This is a genomic window from Streptomyces sp. NBRC 110028, assembly GCF_001417735.1.
GTDB lineage: Bacteria > Actinomycetota > Actinomycetes > Streptomycetales > Streptomycetaceae > Streptomyces.
In genome coordinates this window covers 304,650-321,033 of record NZ_BBUZ01000028.1, presented here as the reverse complement: position 1 = coordinate 321,033, position 16,384 = coordinate 304,650, and the positions used below count along the sequence as shown (strand labels likewise).

The following is a 16,384-nucleotide window of genomic DNA, read 5'->3' as shown; positions in this document are numbered from 1 at the left end:
CGCGCACCTCCAGTCCAGCCGTGTCATCAGGTCGTCCGTCTGGCACTCAATGCTCACGAGTGCCAGAACCCCTCAGCCAGTGTACGGCGGGGTGCGGTGGCCACGGCAAGAGCCGCCCCCCGCCGGTGCCCGGCCACACGTCACGCTATCGCTGTTGGAGCTAGCGTCTCGGTATGAAGACGTGTTGGGAAGAGGCCGGGTGGGAACAGCTCGCGCCCGATGTCGCCCGGCGCCGCCTGCCGGACTGGGACTGCACGGTCGGCGTGATCGTCGGCCGTACGGACGTCCTCGTGGTGGACACCGGCTCGACGCTGCGCGAGGGCGCGGCGCTGCGCGCCGAGATCACCCGGCTGACCGGCCGCCGGCCGACCCGGATCGCGCTCACCCACCCGCATTTCGACCATGTGCTGGGCACGGCCGCCTTCGCGGGCTGCGAGGCGTACGGGGCCACCGGTCTGGACGCCCTGTTGCGGCGCGACAGGGAGGTGCTGCGCGAGGACGCGGTACGGCACGGGGTGGCCCCCGGTGCCGCCGCCGAGGCCGTCGATCACCTCGTACCGCCGCATCACGCGGTCTCCGGGGAGATCAGCCTCGACCTGGGCGGCCGGTCCGTGCTGCTGGCGAACGTGGGCCCCGGGCACACCGCCCACGACCTGGCCGTTCTGGTGCCGGGCCGACCGGAGGTGGTCTTCTGCGGCGATCTGGTCGAGGAGTCGGGCCCGCCGCAGGCCGGGCCCGACGCGATCCCCTCCCACTGGCCCGCCGCCCTCGACCGGCTGCTCGCCCTCGGCGGCGAGGACGCGCGGTACGTCCCCGGCCACGGGTCGGTCGTGGACGCGGCGTTCGTACGTGACCAACGCGACGAACTGGCCGCGCGCTTCGGCGTGTCACGCTGAGGCGCCGCGCTATCGTCATCCGGATGCGCAGCCGACGGTACGACTCGGATCTGACCCCGCCCTGGAAGCGGCAGCAGCCCGCCCCCGAGGTCCCCGCCGACCCGGATCTGGTGGTCGAGGAGGTCACCACCGGGTTCTGTGGTGCCGTGATCCGCTGTGAGAAGACCGCCCAGGGGCCGACGGTCACTCTGGAGGACCGCTTCGGCAAACATCGTGTCTTCCCCATGGAGCCGCGCGGCTTCCTCCTGGAGGGCCGCGTCGTCACCCTCGTACGCCCGCGCGCGACGGCCCCCGGCGCGCCGCGGCGCACGGCCTCCGGCTCGATCGCCGTCCCGGGCGCCCGCGCACGGGTCGCCCGCGCCGGGCGCATCTACGTGGAGGGCCGCCACGACGCTGAGCTGGTGGAGCGGGTCTGGGGCGACGACCTGCGCATCGAGGGCGTCGTCGTGGAGTACCTGGCGGGCATCGACGACCTGCCCGCCATCGTCCGCGACTTCTCCCCCGGCCCGGACGCCCGGCTCGGCGTCCTGGTGGACCATCTGGTGGCCGGGTCCAAGGAGTCCCGGATCGCCGACCAGATCACCGACGAGAACGTCCTGGTCGTCGGGCACCCCTTCATCGACGTGTGGGAGGCCGTGAAGCCGTCCTCGCTCGCCATTCCCGCCTGGCCGTCGGTGCCGCGCGGCCAGGACTGGAAGACGGGCGTCTGCCGGGCACTGGGCTGGCCGGAGAACACGGGCGCGGCGTGGCAGCGGATCCTGTCCGCGGTCCACTCCTACAAGGACCTGCGGCCGGAGCTGCTGGGCAAGGTCGAGGAGTTGATCGACTTCGTCACGGCGCCGTGACGGCGCCCTGACGGGTCTTTCAGTCCACCACGTCCCGCACCACCGCGTCGGCCAGCAGGCGGCCCCCGAGCGTGAGCACGGCCCGGCCCCGCCGGTAGGGCTCCGGCTCCAGCAGGCCGTCCTCCAGCGCCCGCGCCGCGGCCGCGGCGCCGGCCGGGCGCAGCAGCTCCAGCGGGCACCCCTCGGCCAGCCGCAGCTCCAGCAGGATCCGCTCCACCCGGCGCTCCTCGTCGGACAGCAGCTCCCGCCCGGCACCCGGTGAGCGGCCCTCTCCGATCGCCTGGGCGTAGGCGCCGGGGTGCTTGACGTTCCACCACCGCACCCCGCCGACGTGGCTGTGCGCGCCGGGTCCGGCGCCCCACCAGTCGGCGCCGCGCCAGTACAGCTCGTTGTGGCGGCACCGGCCCTCGGGCGAGGTCGCCCAGTTGGAGACCTCGTACCAGGCGAAGCCCGCCGCCGACAGCGTCTCCTCGGCGATCAGATACCGGTCCGCGTGCGCGTCGTCGTCGGTCATCGGCACCTCGCCGCGCCGGATGCGGCGCGCCAGCTGGGTGCCCTCCTCGACGATCAGCGCGTACGCCGACACATGGTCCGGTCCCGCGCCGAGCGCCGCCTCCAGGGAGGCCCGCCAGTCGTCGTCGCTCTCGCCGGGGGTTCCGTAGATCAGGTCCAGGTTCACATGGTCGAACCCGGCGGCCCGGGCCTCCGCGACGCAGGCCTCGGGGCGCCCGGGGGTGTGGGTGCGGTCCAGCACCTTGAGGACGTGCTGCCGGGCGCTCTGCATCCCGAACGACACCCGGTTGAACCCGGCCTCCCGCAGCGCCTCCAGATAGCGCGGATCGACCGATTCCGGGTTGGCCTCGGTGGTGATCTCGGCGTCGTCCGCGAGGCCGAACTCGTCCCGGATGGCCGCGAGCATCCGCCCGAGGTCCTCGGCCGCGAGCAGCGTCGGCGTGCCCCCGCCGACGAACACGGTCTCGACCGGCCGCGGATCGTCCCCCAGCACCTTCCGCGCGAGCCGCACCTCCTCCACGACCTGCTCGGCGTAGGTGTCCCGGGAGGCGAGCACCCCGCCGGAACCGCGCAGCTCGGCGGCGGTGTACGTGTTGAAGTCGCAGTACCCGCAGCGGGTGGCGCAGTAGGGCACGTGCAGATAGAACCCCAGCGGCCGCGCCGCCGCGCCGGCCAGCGCGCCGGGGGGCAGCGCGCCGTCCTGGGGCATGGGGTCGCCGTCGGGCAGTACGGAAGGCATACGCCCCATTGTCCGCCATGCCGCGGCACGCCCCCGCCATGCGCCCTACAGCGCCCTGAGCACCAGCATCGCCAGGTCGTCGTCCGGGGGCTCCACCGCGAACTCGTCCACCGCCCGCCGCACCCGCTCGGCGACCTCCCGCGCGCTCATCCCGGCGCAGCCTCCGAGCACCGCCGCGAGACCGTCCTCGTCGTCGAACTGGCGGCTGCCGGAGCGGTGCTCGGTCACGCCGTCCGTCACGCACAGCAGCGTCTCGCCGGGCGCCAGATCGAACGTTTCACTCTCGTACGCGGCCTCGTCCACCACGCCGAGGAGTATCTGCGGCACGGCGACGGTTCGTACCGTTCCATCGGGCTGGAGGAGCAGCGGCAGCGGATGGCCCGCGCTCGCCAGCGTGCACCGCACCACTGCCTCGCCGCCCTGCCGCAGCGGCACCAGCTCGCCGTAGAGGACCGACAGGAAGCGCGCCGAGCCGCCGCCCGGCGGCAGGCCCGCGCCGCCGTCCGCGCCACCGGCCGCCTCGACGGCCTCGCCGACGGCCTCCTCGCCCAGCAGCTGGTTGAGGCGGTCGAGGACCTCCCCCACGCCGTAGCCCTCGCGGGCCAGCAGCCGCAGCCAGGGCCGCACCAGGCCGGTCACCACGGCCGCTTCAGGACCGTTTCCGCAGACGTCGCCGAGCACGAAGCACCAGCGCCCGTCGCCGGCCGGGAAGACGTCGTAGAAGTCGCCTCCGGCCGAGATGTCGCCGGTCGGCTCGTACACGACGGCCGATTCGACGCCGGGGATCCGGGCGATCCCGGACGGCAGCAGCCCGCGCTGGAGCACCCGGCTGATGGTGGCCTGGCGGGTGTAGCGCCGGGCGGAGGCGAGGGCGAGCGCGACGCGGCGCGTGAAGTCCTCGATCAGGCCGACCACTTCGTCCGGCATGCGGACGAGCCCGGCCCGCCCGAGCAGCAGCGTGCCCAGCGCGCGCCCGCCCGCGATCAGCCGGCAGGCGAGCGCCGCACCGCCGGGCCCGTACGCCGCGGGGTCGGCCGGCCATGGCCAGTCCAGCGCCCCGCCGCGCGCGGTGGCGGGCAGCAGGGGCGGTTCCTTCTCCAGCACCTGCCGCAGCCCCTCCATGCGGCTCTCGCTGGCGTGCCAGACCCGGGCCAGCCGCGGCGGCCCGCTGCCGGTGTCGAGCCAGATCGCACACCAGTCGGCGAGCCGGGGCACCAGCAGCTGTCCGGCGAGGGAGGTGACCATCTCCTCGTCGAACTGCCCGGCGAGCAGGTCGGACGCCTCGGCGAGGAAGGACAGCGCCCCGTGCCGGGTCCACTCCGGATCGGCGCGGCGGGCGGGCGTCCGGCGGGGCGCGGGGGCGACGATCTCGGTCCCGCGCGAGGCCCACTGCGGCGCGAGGTCCCCGGCCGCGGGCTCCTCGGGCACCGGCGGCTCGGCTGCGGCCGAGACCGACACCTGGAACCACACGGTCTTGCTGGCCCGCCGGTACGTCGTCCCCCACGCTTCGGCGATCTCGGCCACGAGCCGCAGCCCGTGGCCGCCGGCGTACTCCGCGCCGCCCTCGTCGGGCGGCGGATCGCCGCGCAGCACCCGGGTGGGGTGGTGGTCGGTCACCTCCACGATGAGGGAGGGCGCTTCGCCCTCGTGGCTCGACACGTCGAGCGCACAGCACACCTCGACCGCGGTGCCCGCGTGCACCACGGCGTTGGTGACCAGTTCACTCACCAGCAGGACGGCCTCGTCCGCGACCCGGTCGGTGATCCGGTTCGCGGCCGGTACGTCGAGCGCGATCCACTCGGCGAGCGCGGCACGCACGAACCGCCGTGCGGCGGAGGCCGCGAGCGGGCTGCCGGGCAGGCTCGCTCGGGCCGAGGCGCTGGTACGGACGGGGCCGAATCCCCCGACCGGCAGAGCCACCCCGCCTGCGGATGCAGACGGGGTGGAAGATGACGTCCCCACTGTGCGGCTCCTGAGAAGCTCCGTCATATGCGCCGTATCCGGCACGGACAGAGTGACAGACGGACCGCACTTATATGCACCGAGTCACGCAAGTTAACTGTGTTGAGGGGAAAAATCGTGCGTACGCCAGGCCTGTTCCGGTAAGGGACCCTGGGGCCGGACCCGGGGTGGGACCTCCGTCGGAGGCTGCCGTCGGGGACGTCCGTCAGGCCTCGCGCGTACCGGCGTACATGTCCTCGATCAGGGCCTTGTACTCCCGTTCCACCACCGGACGCTTCATCTTCAGACTGGGCGTCAGCTCGCCGTGCTCCACGTCCAGATCACGCGGCAGCAGCCGGAACTTCTTGATCGTCTGCCACCGTTGCAGCCCCTCGTTGAGCCGCCGCACATAGCCGTCGATCAACTCCCGCACCGCCTCGGTGTCCACGACCTCGGCGTAGGACTTCCCCGCCAGACCGTTCTCCTCCGCCCAGCCCATGATGGTCGGCTCGTCGAGGGCGATCAGCGCGGTGCAGTAGTTGCGGTCGGAGCCGTGCACCAGGATGTTGGAGACGAACGGGCACACGGCCTTGAACTGCCCCTCGACCTCCGCCGGGGCGACGTACTTCCCGCCCGAGGTCTTGATCAGGTCCTTCTTGCGGTCGGTGATCCGCAGATAGCCGTCGGGCGACAGCTCCCCGATGTCCCCGGTGTGGAACCAGCCGTCGGACTCCAGCACCTGCGCGGTCAGCTCGGGCAGCCCGTGGTAGCCCTGCATGATGCCGGGCCCGCGCAGCAGCACCTCGCCGTCGTCGGCGAACCGCACCTCCGTGCCCGGGAACGCCTTGCCGACCGTACCGGTGCGGTAGTCCGGCGGGTTGAGGAAGCTGGCGGCGCTGGACTCGGTGAGCCCGTACCCCTCCAGGATGTTGATCCCGGCGCCCGCGAAGAAGTAGCCGATGTCGGGGGCCAGCGCGGCCGACCCGGACACCGCGGCGCGCAGCCGCCCGCCGAACGCCTCGCGCAGCTTGGTGTAGACGAGCTTGTCGGCGGCGGCGTGCTGGGCCTTGAGGCCGAACGGCACGGACGGGGTGCCGGTGCGGCGGAAGTTGTCCTGGGAGATCTTGGCGTAGTCGCGGGCGACCCCGGCCGCCCACTGGAAGATCTTGTACTTGGCGGCGCCGCCCTCGCGGGCCTTCTGCGCCACCCCGTTGTAGACCTTCTCGAAGATGCGCGGCACCCCGCACATGTAGGTGGGCCGGACCACCGGCAGATTCTCGATGATCTTGTCGACCCGGCCGTCCACCGCGGTGGTGTGGCCGACGTAGATCTGCCCCGCTGTCAGCACCTTGCCGAAGACATGCGCGAGCGGCAGCCACAGGTACTGCATGTCGTCGGGGTAGAGCAGGCCCTCCTGGGTACCGATCGCGATGGCCATGTAGGACCAGGAGTCATGCGCCAGCCGCACGCCCTTGGGGCGGCCGGTCGTACCGGAGGTGTAGATGAGCGTCGCCAGCTGGTCGGCGCGCAGCGCGTCGGTCCGCTCCCGTACGGCGTCGGGCTGCTCGTCCAGATGCGCCGCACCGCGCTTCTCCAGCTCGGCCAGGGACAGCACCCAGCCCTCCGGATCGTCCCCGGCGGGCGTCGCGTCCTCGGCCTCGATCACCACCACATGGGCGAGATCGGGCAGCTCGTCGCGCTTCTCGCGGACCTTGGCGAGCTGGGCGCCGTCCTCGGCGATCAGGACCCGGCTGCCGGAGTCGGCGAGGATGAAGGCGGTCTCCTCGGCGTTGGTGCTCGGGTAGACCGTGGTGGTCGCCGCGCCCGCGCACAGCACGCCGAGATCGCCGAGGATCCATTCGACGCGGGTCGAGGAGGCGAGCGCCACCCGCTCCTCGGGGCGGACGCCGAGGGCGATCAGCCCGGCGGCGATGGCGAAGACCCGGTCCGCGCTCTCGCGCCAGGTCAACGGGCGCCACTCGTCGGGGCCCCGGCCGGAGGCGGGTGGCACGGGATAGCGGTACGCCTCCCGGTCCGGAGTCGCCTCGACGCGCTGGAGGAAGTGCGTCGCCAGGGACGGCGGCCGGTTCTGGAGCAGATTCTGGGTGTCGGTCACGGCATCCTCCGGGGCCCGCCTCAGTGCTTGGTGACTCGCGAGTAACCTTCGCGTGGCGATCAGCGTAAGGGCCGAAACCGTACTGCGTAAGGGGTTCCGGGCCACGTAGTTCAAATGAGGGGCGCGTTCAGAATCGAGCGTCACACGACAACGGGCCCGGCGCCTCCTGCGCACCGGGCCCGCCGATCACACCTACTTCTTCCCCTTGCCGTCGCCGCCCTCGTCGGAGGACAGCACGGCGATGAAGGCCTCCTGCGGCACCTCCACGCTGCCGACCATCTTCATCCGCTTCTTGCCCTCCTTCTGCTTCTCCAGCAGCTTCCGCTTACGGGAGATGTCACCGCCGTAGCACTTGGCGAGGACGTCCTTGCGGATGGCCCGGACGGTCTCGCGGGCGATGACCCGGGAACCGATGGCGGCCTGGATCGGCACCTCGAAGCTCTGCCGCGGGATCAGCTCCCGCAGCTTGGCGACCAGCCGCACGCCGTACGCGTACGCCTTGTCCTTGTGGGTGATCGCGGAGAAGGCGTCGACCTTGTCGCCGTGCAGCAGGATGTCGACCTTGACCAGGTCGGAGGCCTGCTCGCCGGTGGGCTCGTAGTCGAGCGAGGCGTAGCCGCGGGTCTTGGACTTCAGCTGGTCGAAGAAGTCGAAGACGACCTCGGCGAGCGGGAGCGTGTAGCGGATCTCGACCCGGTCCTCGGAGAGGTAGTCCATGCCGAGCAGCACGCCCCGGCGGTTCTGGCACAGCTCCATGATCGCGCCGATGAACTCGCTGGGGGCGAGGATCGTGCCCCGCACGACCGGCTCGTGCACCTTGTCGACCTTGCCCACGGGGAACTCGCTGGGATTGGTCACCGTGTGCACGGCGCCGTCCTCCATGTCCACCCGGTAGATCACGTTGGGCGCGGTGGCGATCAGGTCGAGGTTGAACTCGCGCTCCAGACGCTCACGGATGACCTCCAGGTGCAGCAGCCCGAGGAAGCCGACCCGGAAGCCGAAGCCGAGGGCGGCGGAGGTCTCCGGCTCGTAGACCAGCGCGGCGTCGTTGAGCTGGAGCTTGTCCAGGGCCTCGCGCAGCACCGGATAGTCCGAGCCGTCCAGCGGATACAGGCCGGAGTACACCATCGGCTTGGGGTCCTTGTAGCCGCCCAGCGGCTCCTCGGCCCCCTTGGTGAACTGGGTGATCGTATCGCCGACCTTGGACTGGCGGACGTCCTTCACACCGGTGATCAGATAGCCCACCTCGCCCACGGACAGCCCGTCGCAGACCGTCATCTCGGGTGAGTTGGTGCCGATCTCCAGCAGCTCGTGGGCGGCGCCGGTGGACATCATCCTGATGCGCTCACGCTTGCTGAGCGTGCCGTCCACGACCTTCACGTACGTCACGACACCGCGGTACGCGTCATAGACGGAGTCGAAGATCATCGCGCGGGCGGGCGCGTCCTTGACCCCGACCGGCGGCGGGACCAGCCGCACCACCGTGTCCAGCAGCTCGTCCACGCCCTCGCCGGTCTTGGCGGAGACCTTGAGCACGTCGGAGGTGTCGCAGCCGATCAGGTGCGCCAGCTCGGCGGCGTACTTCTCGGGCTGGGCGGCCGGGAGGTCGATCTTGTTGAGGACCGGGATGATCGTGAGGTCGTGCTCCATCGCCAGGTAGAGGTTGGCGAGGGTCTGGGCCTCGATGCCCTGGGCCGCGTCGACCAGCAGGATGCAGCCCTCACAGGCCGCCAGCGACCGCGAGACCTCATAGGTGAAGTCCACGTGGCCGGGGGTGTCGATCATGTTGAGCACATGGGTGACCGGCTCCGGCTTCCCCTGCTCCTCGGTCAGCGCCCAGGGCAGCCGGACCGCCTGGGACTTGATCGTGATGCCGCGCTCGCGCTCGATGTCCATGCGGTCGAGGTACTGCGCGCGCATCTGTCGCTGCTCGACCACACCGGTCAGCTGAAGCATGCGGTCGGCAAGCGTCGACTTGCCGTGGTCGATGTGCGCGATGATGCAGAAGTTACGGAGCAGAGCCGGGTCGGTACGGCTCGGCTCCGGCACATTGGTAGGGGTCGCGGGCACGCAGCGTCCTGTGTCTAGGCGGGACTCGGTGTTCTCAGTTTCTCCATGGTCCCATGAACGGCGACCGCTTCCGGGTTTGGGAGGCCACCAGCGCTGCTGGTAATCTGGCGGACTGTGTCTTACGCGCTCCTCTCGCGCGGGGCACGAACGCACGACAGACAGCGAAAACCAACGAACCTGCGAAGGCTCTTTACGTGGCGAACATCAAGTCCCAGATCAAGCGGAACAAGACGAACGAGAAGGCGCGCCAGCGCAACAAGGCCGTCAAGTCCGAGCTGAAGACCGCCATCCGCCGGACCCGCGAGGCCGTGGCCGCCGGTGACACCGAGAAGGCCACCGCTGCCGCCCGGACCGCCGCGCGCAAGCTCGACAAGGCCGTCAGCAAGGGCGTGCTCCACAAGAACAACGCCGCCAACAAGAAGTCGGCGCTCGCGCAGCAGCTCGCCGCCCTCAAGGGCTGACGCTTCCGGGCCGCCCGTACGGGTGACCCACCGGGGCGATCCGTCGCCCCCACCCCACCGTGGGGAACATCCGAGCCCTCTACCTCGGATCACGGACAGCCTTCGTAGTACGCCACGCTACGTTCAATGCCCCCGGGCCCACTCCGGGGGCATTGCTGTATCCGGATCCACCTGCGCAGCGGGGGGATTTCGGTGTTTCTTCGGGTATGTTCACGTCATGTCGATACCGGGGGAGACACCCAATCCGTACGGGCCGCCGCAGCCACCTCAGCCGCCGCTCCCGTCACAGCAGAACCCTCAGCCCCAGCCGCCGTCCGGCTCCTACGGACAGCCGCCGCAGCCTCCACCGCACGCCCCGGCGTACGCGCAGCCGACCATGCCGGGCGTACAGGTGGGCGGTGGGTACGGGGCGTACGCCGCGCCCGCCCCGATGCCGCCCGGCGGCGGCGGAAACGGGGGCGGGGGCGGGGGCGGGAAGAGCTGGCTGTGGGCGCTCGGCGGGGCCGTGGCCGCCTCGGCGGTCTGGGCGGGCGTGGTGTTCGCGACCGGAGGGTTCGGCGGCGAGCCGAAGGCCGACCTCGCGGGCTACGGCTACACGAGCGATCTGTGCTCCTCGACCGATCTCAAGGCCATCGAGGACGCCGGGTACGAGCAGAAGAACTCCAGCGGATCGACGAATCCGCGGCACAGCTCCACCCGGGACCCGGCCCTGGACTCGATGACCTGCCAGATCGACTTCGAGCCGAGCGACGCGTCCAGCGGCGACTACTCCTCGGCGTGGCTCTCCACGACGGCCGGCCTGCACCGCGAGTCCGACCCGGAGCCCGAGTTCGAGGCCCAGTACCGGCAGTACGAGGACCAGAAGACCTCCAGCTACACCTACAGGGTGAGCGAGGTGGACGGCCTCGGCGACGAGGCGTACGTCGTCACCCAGCAGAGCACCAGCAGCGGCACCGGGGCGTATGTGATCCTCGGCGTGCGGGAGGGCTGGACGACCTACCAGTCGACGTGGTCGGAGTACGTGTCCAGCTCATCGAGCGACGACGCCATGTCGTCGTCGGAGGCCACCGAGATGCTGGAGAAGAGCGCCCGGGCGACCCTGGCGAAGCTGAAGGAGTAGGGCCGGGGACCGCCGGCCGGAAACGCTAGGCACGGCCCGCGCGGGCGGCACGGGCGATGGTGACGACGGCCTTCTCCAGGGCGTATTCCGGATCGTCGCCGCCGCCCTTGACGCCCGCGTCGGCCTCGGCGACCGCACGCAGCGCGATCGACACCCCGTCCGCCGACCAGCCGCGCATCTGCTGCCGCACCCGGTCGATCTTCCAGGGCGGCATGCCCAGCTCACGGGCCAGATCACCGGGGCGGGCTCCGCGCGGGGCGGAGGCGAGCTTGCCGATGGCGCGGACGCCCTGGGCCAGGGCGCTGGTGATCAACACCGGAGCCACGCCGGTGGCCATGGCCCAGCGCAGCGCCTCCAGCGCCTCGGCCGCCCGCCCCTCGACGGCGCGGTCGGCGACGGTGAAGCTGGACGCCTCGGCGCGGCCCGTGTAGTAGCGGCCGACGACGGCCTCGTCGATCGTGCCCTCGACATCGGCGACGAGCTGGGACACCGCGCTGGCCAGCTCGCGCAGATCGCTTCCGATGGCGTCCACCAGGGCCTGGCATGCCTCCGGCGTGGCGGAACGGCCGCTGGTGCGGAACTCCGACCGGACGAACGCCAGCCGGTCGGCGGGCTTGGTCATCTTCGGGCACGCCACCTCGCGCGCCCCGGCCTTGCGGGCGGCGTCCAGCAGCCCCTTGCCCTTGGCCTGACCGGCGTGCAGCAGGACCAGGGTGATCTCCTCGGCGGGAGCGCCGAGATACCCCTTCACGTCCTTGATCGTGTCGGCCGACAGATCCTGGGCGCTGCGCACCACCACGACCTTGCGCTCCGCGAAGAGCGAGGGGCTGGTCAGCTCGGCGAGGGTGCCGGGCTGCAGCGCGTCGGGCGTGAGGTCGCGCACATCGGTGTCGGGGTCGGCCGCGCGCGCGGCCGCCACGACCTGCTGCACGGCGCGGTCGAGCAGCAGGTCCTCCTGGCCCACGGCGAGGGTCACCGGGGCGAGGGGATCGTCGGTCGTCGTCTTCCTGGCCATCGCGGTCCAGCATCCCACGGACCACCGACAGCCCGGTCTCCCGAGGGCCGGTCCCCGACGATCCGGTCCCCCGACGGCCCGGTCCCCCGACGGGCCCGGCCTCGCGTATGGCCGACAATGTTCCGGTGATGGATGGAGGACCGAACGGCGTACGCCATGTGCTGGTGCTGCCCGACCGCGACGCGGCGGAGGAGGTGGCCGAGGCGCTGCCCGGGCGCTTCGGTGTCGCGGAGGAGCCCCAGCTGGTGCGGGACGCCCTGGCAGGTGAGGACGACGCCGAGGACGCCCAGTGGCTGGTGGTCGTTGAGGATCCGGCCGCGCGGCTGGACGGGGCCGCGCTGGACGCCTTCGCCGAGGAGTACGAGGGCTGGCTGGAGACCGACTGAAGCCGGCCGTGGCCGCAACCGTCCGCCCCCTCGTCCGCTACCCGGTGACCAGCGCCAGCGCGAAGCCGTCGTACCCCTTCTCGCCTACCGTCTGCCTCCCCGTCCCGCACCACGTTGTCCCCGATGATGAGGCTGCCGGGTCGGGTGAGCCGCAGCGCCCAGGCCAGGTAGTCGGGGTTGCCGGGCTTGTCGGCGTCGATGAAGACCACGTCGAAGGGGCCGTGCTCCTCCTCGGCCAGCCGGGGCAGCGACTCCAGCGCCCTGCCGGTGCGGATCTCGACGACCTCACCCAGACCCGCCCGCTCCACATTGGCCCGCGCCACCTCCGCACACCGGGGGTCGGCCTCCAGGGAGACCAGCCGCCCGCCCTCGGGCAGCGCCCGGGCCAGCCAGATCGTGCTGTACCCGCCCAGGGTGCCGATTTCCAGGACGGTGCGCGCCCCCTGGATCCGGGCCAGTAGATGCAGCAGCTTCCCCTGATTGGGCGCCACCTGATGCGGCGGCAGCCCGGCGGCCGCGCTGTGCTCCAAGGCGGCGTCCAGGGCCGGATCCGACGGCGCCAGAAGGCCGTTGAAGTAGTCATCGACCTTGGTCCACTGTGCGAGCGACATGAGTGAGCCTCCCTTCGGCACCGACCGAGTCCGCCCCTGGAACCTACTGCCACCCGGCGCACCGGGCGTCTCCTTTTTCCACCGACCGCCGCCCGCAGCCGCGGGCCGGTCACCGCGATCGGCCCGTCCCGGTCGGTCCGCAGCACGGCGGCGCCCCGGGCCCTCAGGACCGCGACGGTGCGGGGTGACGGATGCCCGTACGGGTTGTCCGCGCCGCAGGAGATGAGGGCGAGACGCGGGTGCAGCCGGTGGATCAGCCGCGGGTCCTGGTAGGCCGAGCCATGGTGGGCGACCTTGAGCACATCCACCGGGGGCAGGGCCGGATATGCCGTCAGCAGGGCCTGCTGGGCGGGCGGTTCCAGGTCGCCGAGGAGCAGCAGGGTCAGGCTCGCCGTACGGACCAGAAGGGTCACACTGGCGTCGTTCGGCCCCTCCTGGGCCGGGGTGGCGGCCGGGGTGCCGGGCCCGGGCCACAGCACCTCCCAGGACAGCGGGCCCAACCGGCGCCGCTCCCCCGGCCGGGCCGTCACCAGGGGCACCCGCGCCGCCGCGGCCCCGCGCCGCACGGCCGCGGCCTGGCCGGGTGGCTCCGCCAGGCCGGTCGTCTCGATCGCTCCCACCGAGCGGCCGCGCAGCACCCCGGGCAGCCCGGCCACATGGTCGGCGTGGAAGTGGGTCAGGACGAGCAGCGGGATGCGGACCACACCCAGCGTCCGCAGACAGCGGTCCACCGCCCGTGGCTCGGGCCCGGCGTCCACGACGACGGCCGTGCCGGGCCCGGCGGCCAGGACCAGGGCGTCCCCCTGGCCCACATCGCAGGCCACCATCCGCCAGCCGGGCGGGGGCCAGCCGGTGATGACCCGGGTCAGCGGCGCCGGGCGGACCACCGCGAGCAGCAGGAGCAGCGCGCAGACCGCCCACAGCCAACGGTGCCGCAGCAGACGGCGCCCCAGGAGGACGGCGGCCAGGGTGACCGCCGCCAGCAGCAGCCCACCGGGCCAGCCGCCCGGCCAGCCCGCCTCCGCGCCGGGAAGGCCCGCGCCGGTCCGGGCCACCCCGGCTATCCACTCGGCAGGCCAGCTGGCGGGCCAGGCGATCCACCGGGCGGCCGGAGGCGCGAGCGGGGCCACCGCGAGCGCGGCGGAGCCGAGGACCATGGCGGGCCCCACCGCCAGCTCGGCGAGCAGATTGCAGGGGATCGCCACCAGGCTCACCCGCGCGGCCATCATCACCACCACCGGGGCGCACACCGCCTGCGCCGCCGCGGCGGCCGCCAGCATCTCCGCCGGACGGGGCGGCACCCCACGGCGCCGCAGGGTGGCGCTCCACCCCGGTGCGAAGGTGAGCAGCGCGCCGGTGGCCAGGACGGAGAGCAGGAACCCATAGCTCCGGGTCAGCCACGGGTCGTACAGCAGCAGCGCGAGGGCCGCGGCGGCCAGGGCCGGGAGCAGGGAGCGGCGGCGCCCGGTGCCGATGGCCAGCAGCGTGATCAGCCCGCAGGCCGCCGCCCGCAGCACGCTGGGATCGGGTCGGCAGACGATCACGAAGGCGAGCGTGAGCCCGCCGCCGAGCAGGGCCGTCGTGCGCAGCCGCATACCGAGCGCCGCGGCCAGCCCGCGCCGCTCGGCGCGCGCGGCGAGGTGCGGAGGGCCGGTCAGCAGCGCCAGCAGCAGGGTGAGGTTGCTGCCGGAGACGGCCAGCAGATGCGTCATGTCCGTGGCCCGGAACGCCTCCTCGAGGTCCGGCGGAACCCGTGAGGTGTCCCCCACGACCAGCCCCGGAAGCAGCGCCCGCGCGTCCGGGGACAGCTCGTCGGTCGCCGTGCGGAGCCCGGCGCGCAACCGGCCCGCCAGCCGCTGGACGGAGCTGGGCGCCCCGATGACGCGCGGCGGCCCGCCACCGCCGCGCACCACCGCCGCGACACGGTCCCCGTCGCGCAGCGGCGGCGCCAGACGGCCGGGCACCCGTAGCCGCGTGGACGGCAGCAGCCGCAGCCACGCCGCTCGCTTCCGGGCCTCCGGACGGACCGTCACCAGCACCGGGGCCCGGGTGTCCGTCGTCCTGCCGTCAGGCCCGGTGACCCGGGTGGCCTCCGCCTCGACCACCACCGACACGGGCGCGAGCGCGGCCCCGCGCACCCGGGGGCGGCTGAGCCTGGGATCCCCCGTGACCGCCACCTCGACGGTCGCCTCGGCGAATTCCCCGGCCAGCGCCGGGACCGGGCCCCGCCGCACATCCGCCGCGTGCAGCGCGGCGACCGCTCCCGCCGTGGCCCCGCACAGCAGGACCGCGGCCACGGCCCCCGCCGTCCGCCTCCGGGTCCGCCCCATGGCCGCCCGGCGCCGGCGGGTCACGGACAGCAGGGCGGCCGCCACCAGGCAGGCTCCCGCGCAGACCACGGCCACCGTGCGGCCCGGTGTGCCCAGGGCGATCGCCGCCGCGGCCCAGGCGGCCAGCACGGGTGGCACCAGGCGGAGGTCCGCCGGGCCCTCCTGGCGGGGGTCGGACGCCCCGCGCGGTGAGGCGGCGGCCGCGTGCACCGGGGCGCGGGGGCGCGCCGTCCGTACGGGCGTCATGGCTGAACCAGCGGTCGGAGATCGGCGAACCGGCGGTCGCCGATCCCGTTGACCTCGCGGAGTTCATCGATGGAGCGGAAACCGCCGTGCTGGGTGCGGTAGTCGAGGATGTGCCGGGCCAGGACCGGGCCGACGCCCGGCAGGGTGTCGAGCTGTTCCGCGGTCGCAGAGTTGAGGCTGATCACGCCGCCGCCCGGTGCGCCGGGGCCGGCTCCGGGCGCGGAGGCGGGTGCGGGGGCGGCGGCCGGGCCGGCGGGGGCGGGTCCCGCGGGGGCCTGACGCGCCGGGGCGCCGACCACGATCTGCTCCCCGTCCACCAGGGGCCGGGCCCGGTTCAGTCCGCTCGTGTCCGCGCCCGGCCGCGCCCCGCCCGCCGCCTCGATCGCGTCGGCGACCCTCGCCCCGGACGGCAGATGACGCAGCCCCGGGCGGCGGACCTTGCCCGTCACATCGACCACGACCGAGCGGCCGCCCGCACCGGCGGCCGCACGCGCCCCGGTCGTCGGTCCGGACATCGGGCCGGACATCGGGCCGGGGTGGGGGGCCGCCGCAGGCGCCGGTTCGGGTTCGGGCGCCCGCACGGTCTGGGGGCGGCCGCTCCAGAAGTGGTGGACCGCGAAGGCCATCGCGGCGACGAGGGCGACCGCCAGCGCGGCGACGGTCCGCAACTCCATGCCGCAGCGCAGTTGGAGCCACAGCGGAAGGCGTTCGCGCAGCGCCAGCCGCATCCGGTCGCGGCGGCGCAGCGCCCGGCCGCCGCCGGTGCCGGTCTTCTCCCCCGCGCCCTCTCCGTCTACGGCCGCCTCCTCGTCCATGGCCTCGTCCACCGTCGTCTCGTGCATGGCCACAGCCGGAGCCGCAGTCGCAGCCGGGGTGGGGTCGGCCGGGGTCGGGCTTCGGGGGGACGGCGCGCCGGGGGCCGGAGCCCGGCTCCCGGGGACGGTGGGGGCGGTGAGGGCGGTCGCCTCGCGCGGGAGGGGGAAGAGAGCGGCCGCGCGGGCATTGCGCGCAGGCGGCGCGGGGCGGGTCCGACGACAGGTGGCCCGGAGGTGAACGCCCGGGCGGGGCGCGGCGAGGCGGTGGCGGCCGCGGCCC

General features: G+C 73.4%; 11 protein-coding genes and 2 pseudogenes. 5 read left to right on the top strand and 8 right to left on the bottom strand.

The window, feature by feature from the left end; all coding sequences use genetic code 11:
* Window positions 1-173 precede the first annotated feature (173 nt).
* Together ASC60_RS20540 and ASC60_RS20535 are read left to right on the top strand one after the other, a co-directional pair.
* Window positions 174-896: an MBL fold metallo-hydrolase gene (locus ASC60_RS20540; RefSeq protein WP_055552981.1), complete on the top strand. Its 723-nt coding sequence runs from the start codon at window positions 174-176 to the stop codon at window positions 894-896.
* Window positions 897-919: 23 nt separating this feature from the next.
* Window positions 920-1,741 carry a DUF3097 domain-containing protein gene (locus ASC60_RS20535; protein WP_055552977.1) on the top strand — a complete coding sequence of 274 codons (822 nt, stop codon included), beginning with the start codon at window positions 920-922 and terminating at the stop codon, window positions 1,739-1,741.
* A gap of 19 nt (window positions 1,742-1,760) precedes the next feature.
* Here ASC60_RS20535 and hemW read toward each other — a convergent pair whose 3' ends face one another.
* The 4 genes from hemW to lepA form a co-directional block, all read right to left on the bottom strand.
* Window positions 1,761-2,993 carry a radical SAM family heme chaperone HemW gene (hemW, locus tag ASC60_RS20530; RefSeq protein WP_055552969.1) on the bottom strand — a complete coding sequence of 411 codons (1,233 nt, stop codon included), beginning with the start codon at window positions 2,991-2,993 and terminating at the stop codon, window positions 1,761-1,763.
* Window positions 2,994-3,038: 45 nt separating this feature from the next.
* The gene (locus ASC60_RS20525) at window positions 3,039-4,982 is read right to left on the bottom strand and encodes an ATP-binding SpoIIE family protein phosphatase (RefSeq protein WP_234357038.1); all 1,944 of its coding nucleotides are present in this window, start codon (window positions 4,980-4,982) and stop codon (window positions 3,039-3,041) included.
* Between the two features lie 178 nt (window positions 4,983-5,160).
* Entirely contained in the window at window positions 5,161-7,050 is a 1,890-nt protein-coding gene (locus ASC60_RS20520) for a long-chain fatty acid--CoA ligase (RefSeq protein WP_055552965.1), read from the bottom strand.
* A gap of 192 nt (window positions 7,051-7,242) precedes the next feature.
* Window positions 7,243-9,120: a translation elongation factor 4 gene (gene lepA, locus ASC60_RS20515; RefSeq protein ID WP_055552962.1), complete on the bottom strand. Its 1,878-nt coding sequence runs from the start codon at window positions 9,118-9,120 to the stop codon at window positions 7,243-7,245.
* 194 nt (window positions 9,121-9,314) lie between these two features.
* Here lepA and rpsT point away from each other — a divergent pair, with 194 nt between their 5' ends.
* Together rpsT and ASC60_RS20505 are read left to right on the top strand one after the other, a co-directional pair.
* Window positions 9,315-9,581 carry a 30S ribosomal protein S20 gene (gene rpsT, locus ASC60_RS20510; RefSeq protein ID WP_055552957.1) on the top strand — a complete coding sequence of 89 codons (267 nt, stop codon included), beginning with the start codon at window positions 9,315-9,317 and terminating at the stop codon, window positions 9,579-9,581.
* A gap of 217 nt (window positions 9,582-9,798) precedes the next feature.
* Window positions 9,799-10,701, top strand: a complete 903-nt coding sequence (locus ASC60_RS20505) for a hypothetical protein (RefSeq protein ID WP_234357037.1) — start codon at window positions 9,799-9,801, stop codon at window positions 10,699-10,701.
* 25 nt (window positions 10,702-10,726) lie between these two features.
* On the opposite strand, the gene holA is transcribed toward ASC60_RS20505, so the two are convergent.
* A complete protein-coding gene (holA, locus tag ASC60_RS20500; RefSeq protein WP_055552947.1) occupies window positions 10,727-11,716 on the bottom strand; it encodes a DNA polymerase III subunit delta in 990 nt (329 codons plus the stop codon).
* Window positions 11,717-11,823: 107 nt separating this feature from the next.
* Between holA and ASC60_RS20495 the strand changes: the two genes are divergently transcribed.
* Window positions 11,824-12,102, top strand: a complete 279-nt coding sequence (locus ASC60_RS20495; protein WP_199831001.1) for a hypothetical protein — start codon at window positions 11,824-11,826, stop codon at window positions 12,100-12,102.
* 155 nt (window positions 12,103-12,257) lie between these two features.
* Here the strand turns inward: ASC60_RS20495 and ASC60_RS39425 are convergent.
* From ASC60_RS39425 to ASC60_RS40880, 3 genes and pseudogenes are all read right to left on the bottom strand, one after another.
* A pseudogene (locus ASC60_RS39425) lies at window positions 12,258-12,713 on the bottom strand (O-methyltransferase); the annotation flags it as partial.
* Between the two features lie 80 nt (window positions 12,714-12,793).
* Window positions 12,794-15,289 (bottom strand): annotated as a pseudogene (locus tag ASC60_RS20490) (ComEC/Rec2 family competence protein); the annotation flags it as partial.
* Entirely contained in the window at window positions 15,286-16,131 is an 846-nt protein-coding gene (locus ASC60_RS40880) for a helix-hairpin-helix domain-containing protein (RefSeq protein WP_370592945.1), read from the bottom strand. The pseudogene ASC60_RS20490 and the gene ASC60_RS40880, both read right to left, overlap by 4 nt.
* Window positions 16,132-16,384 lie beyond the last annotated feature (253 nt).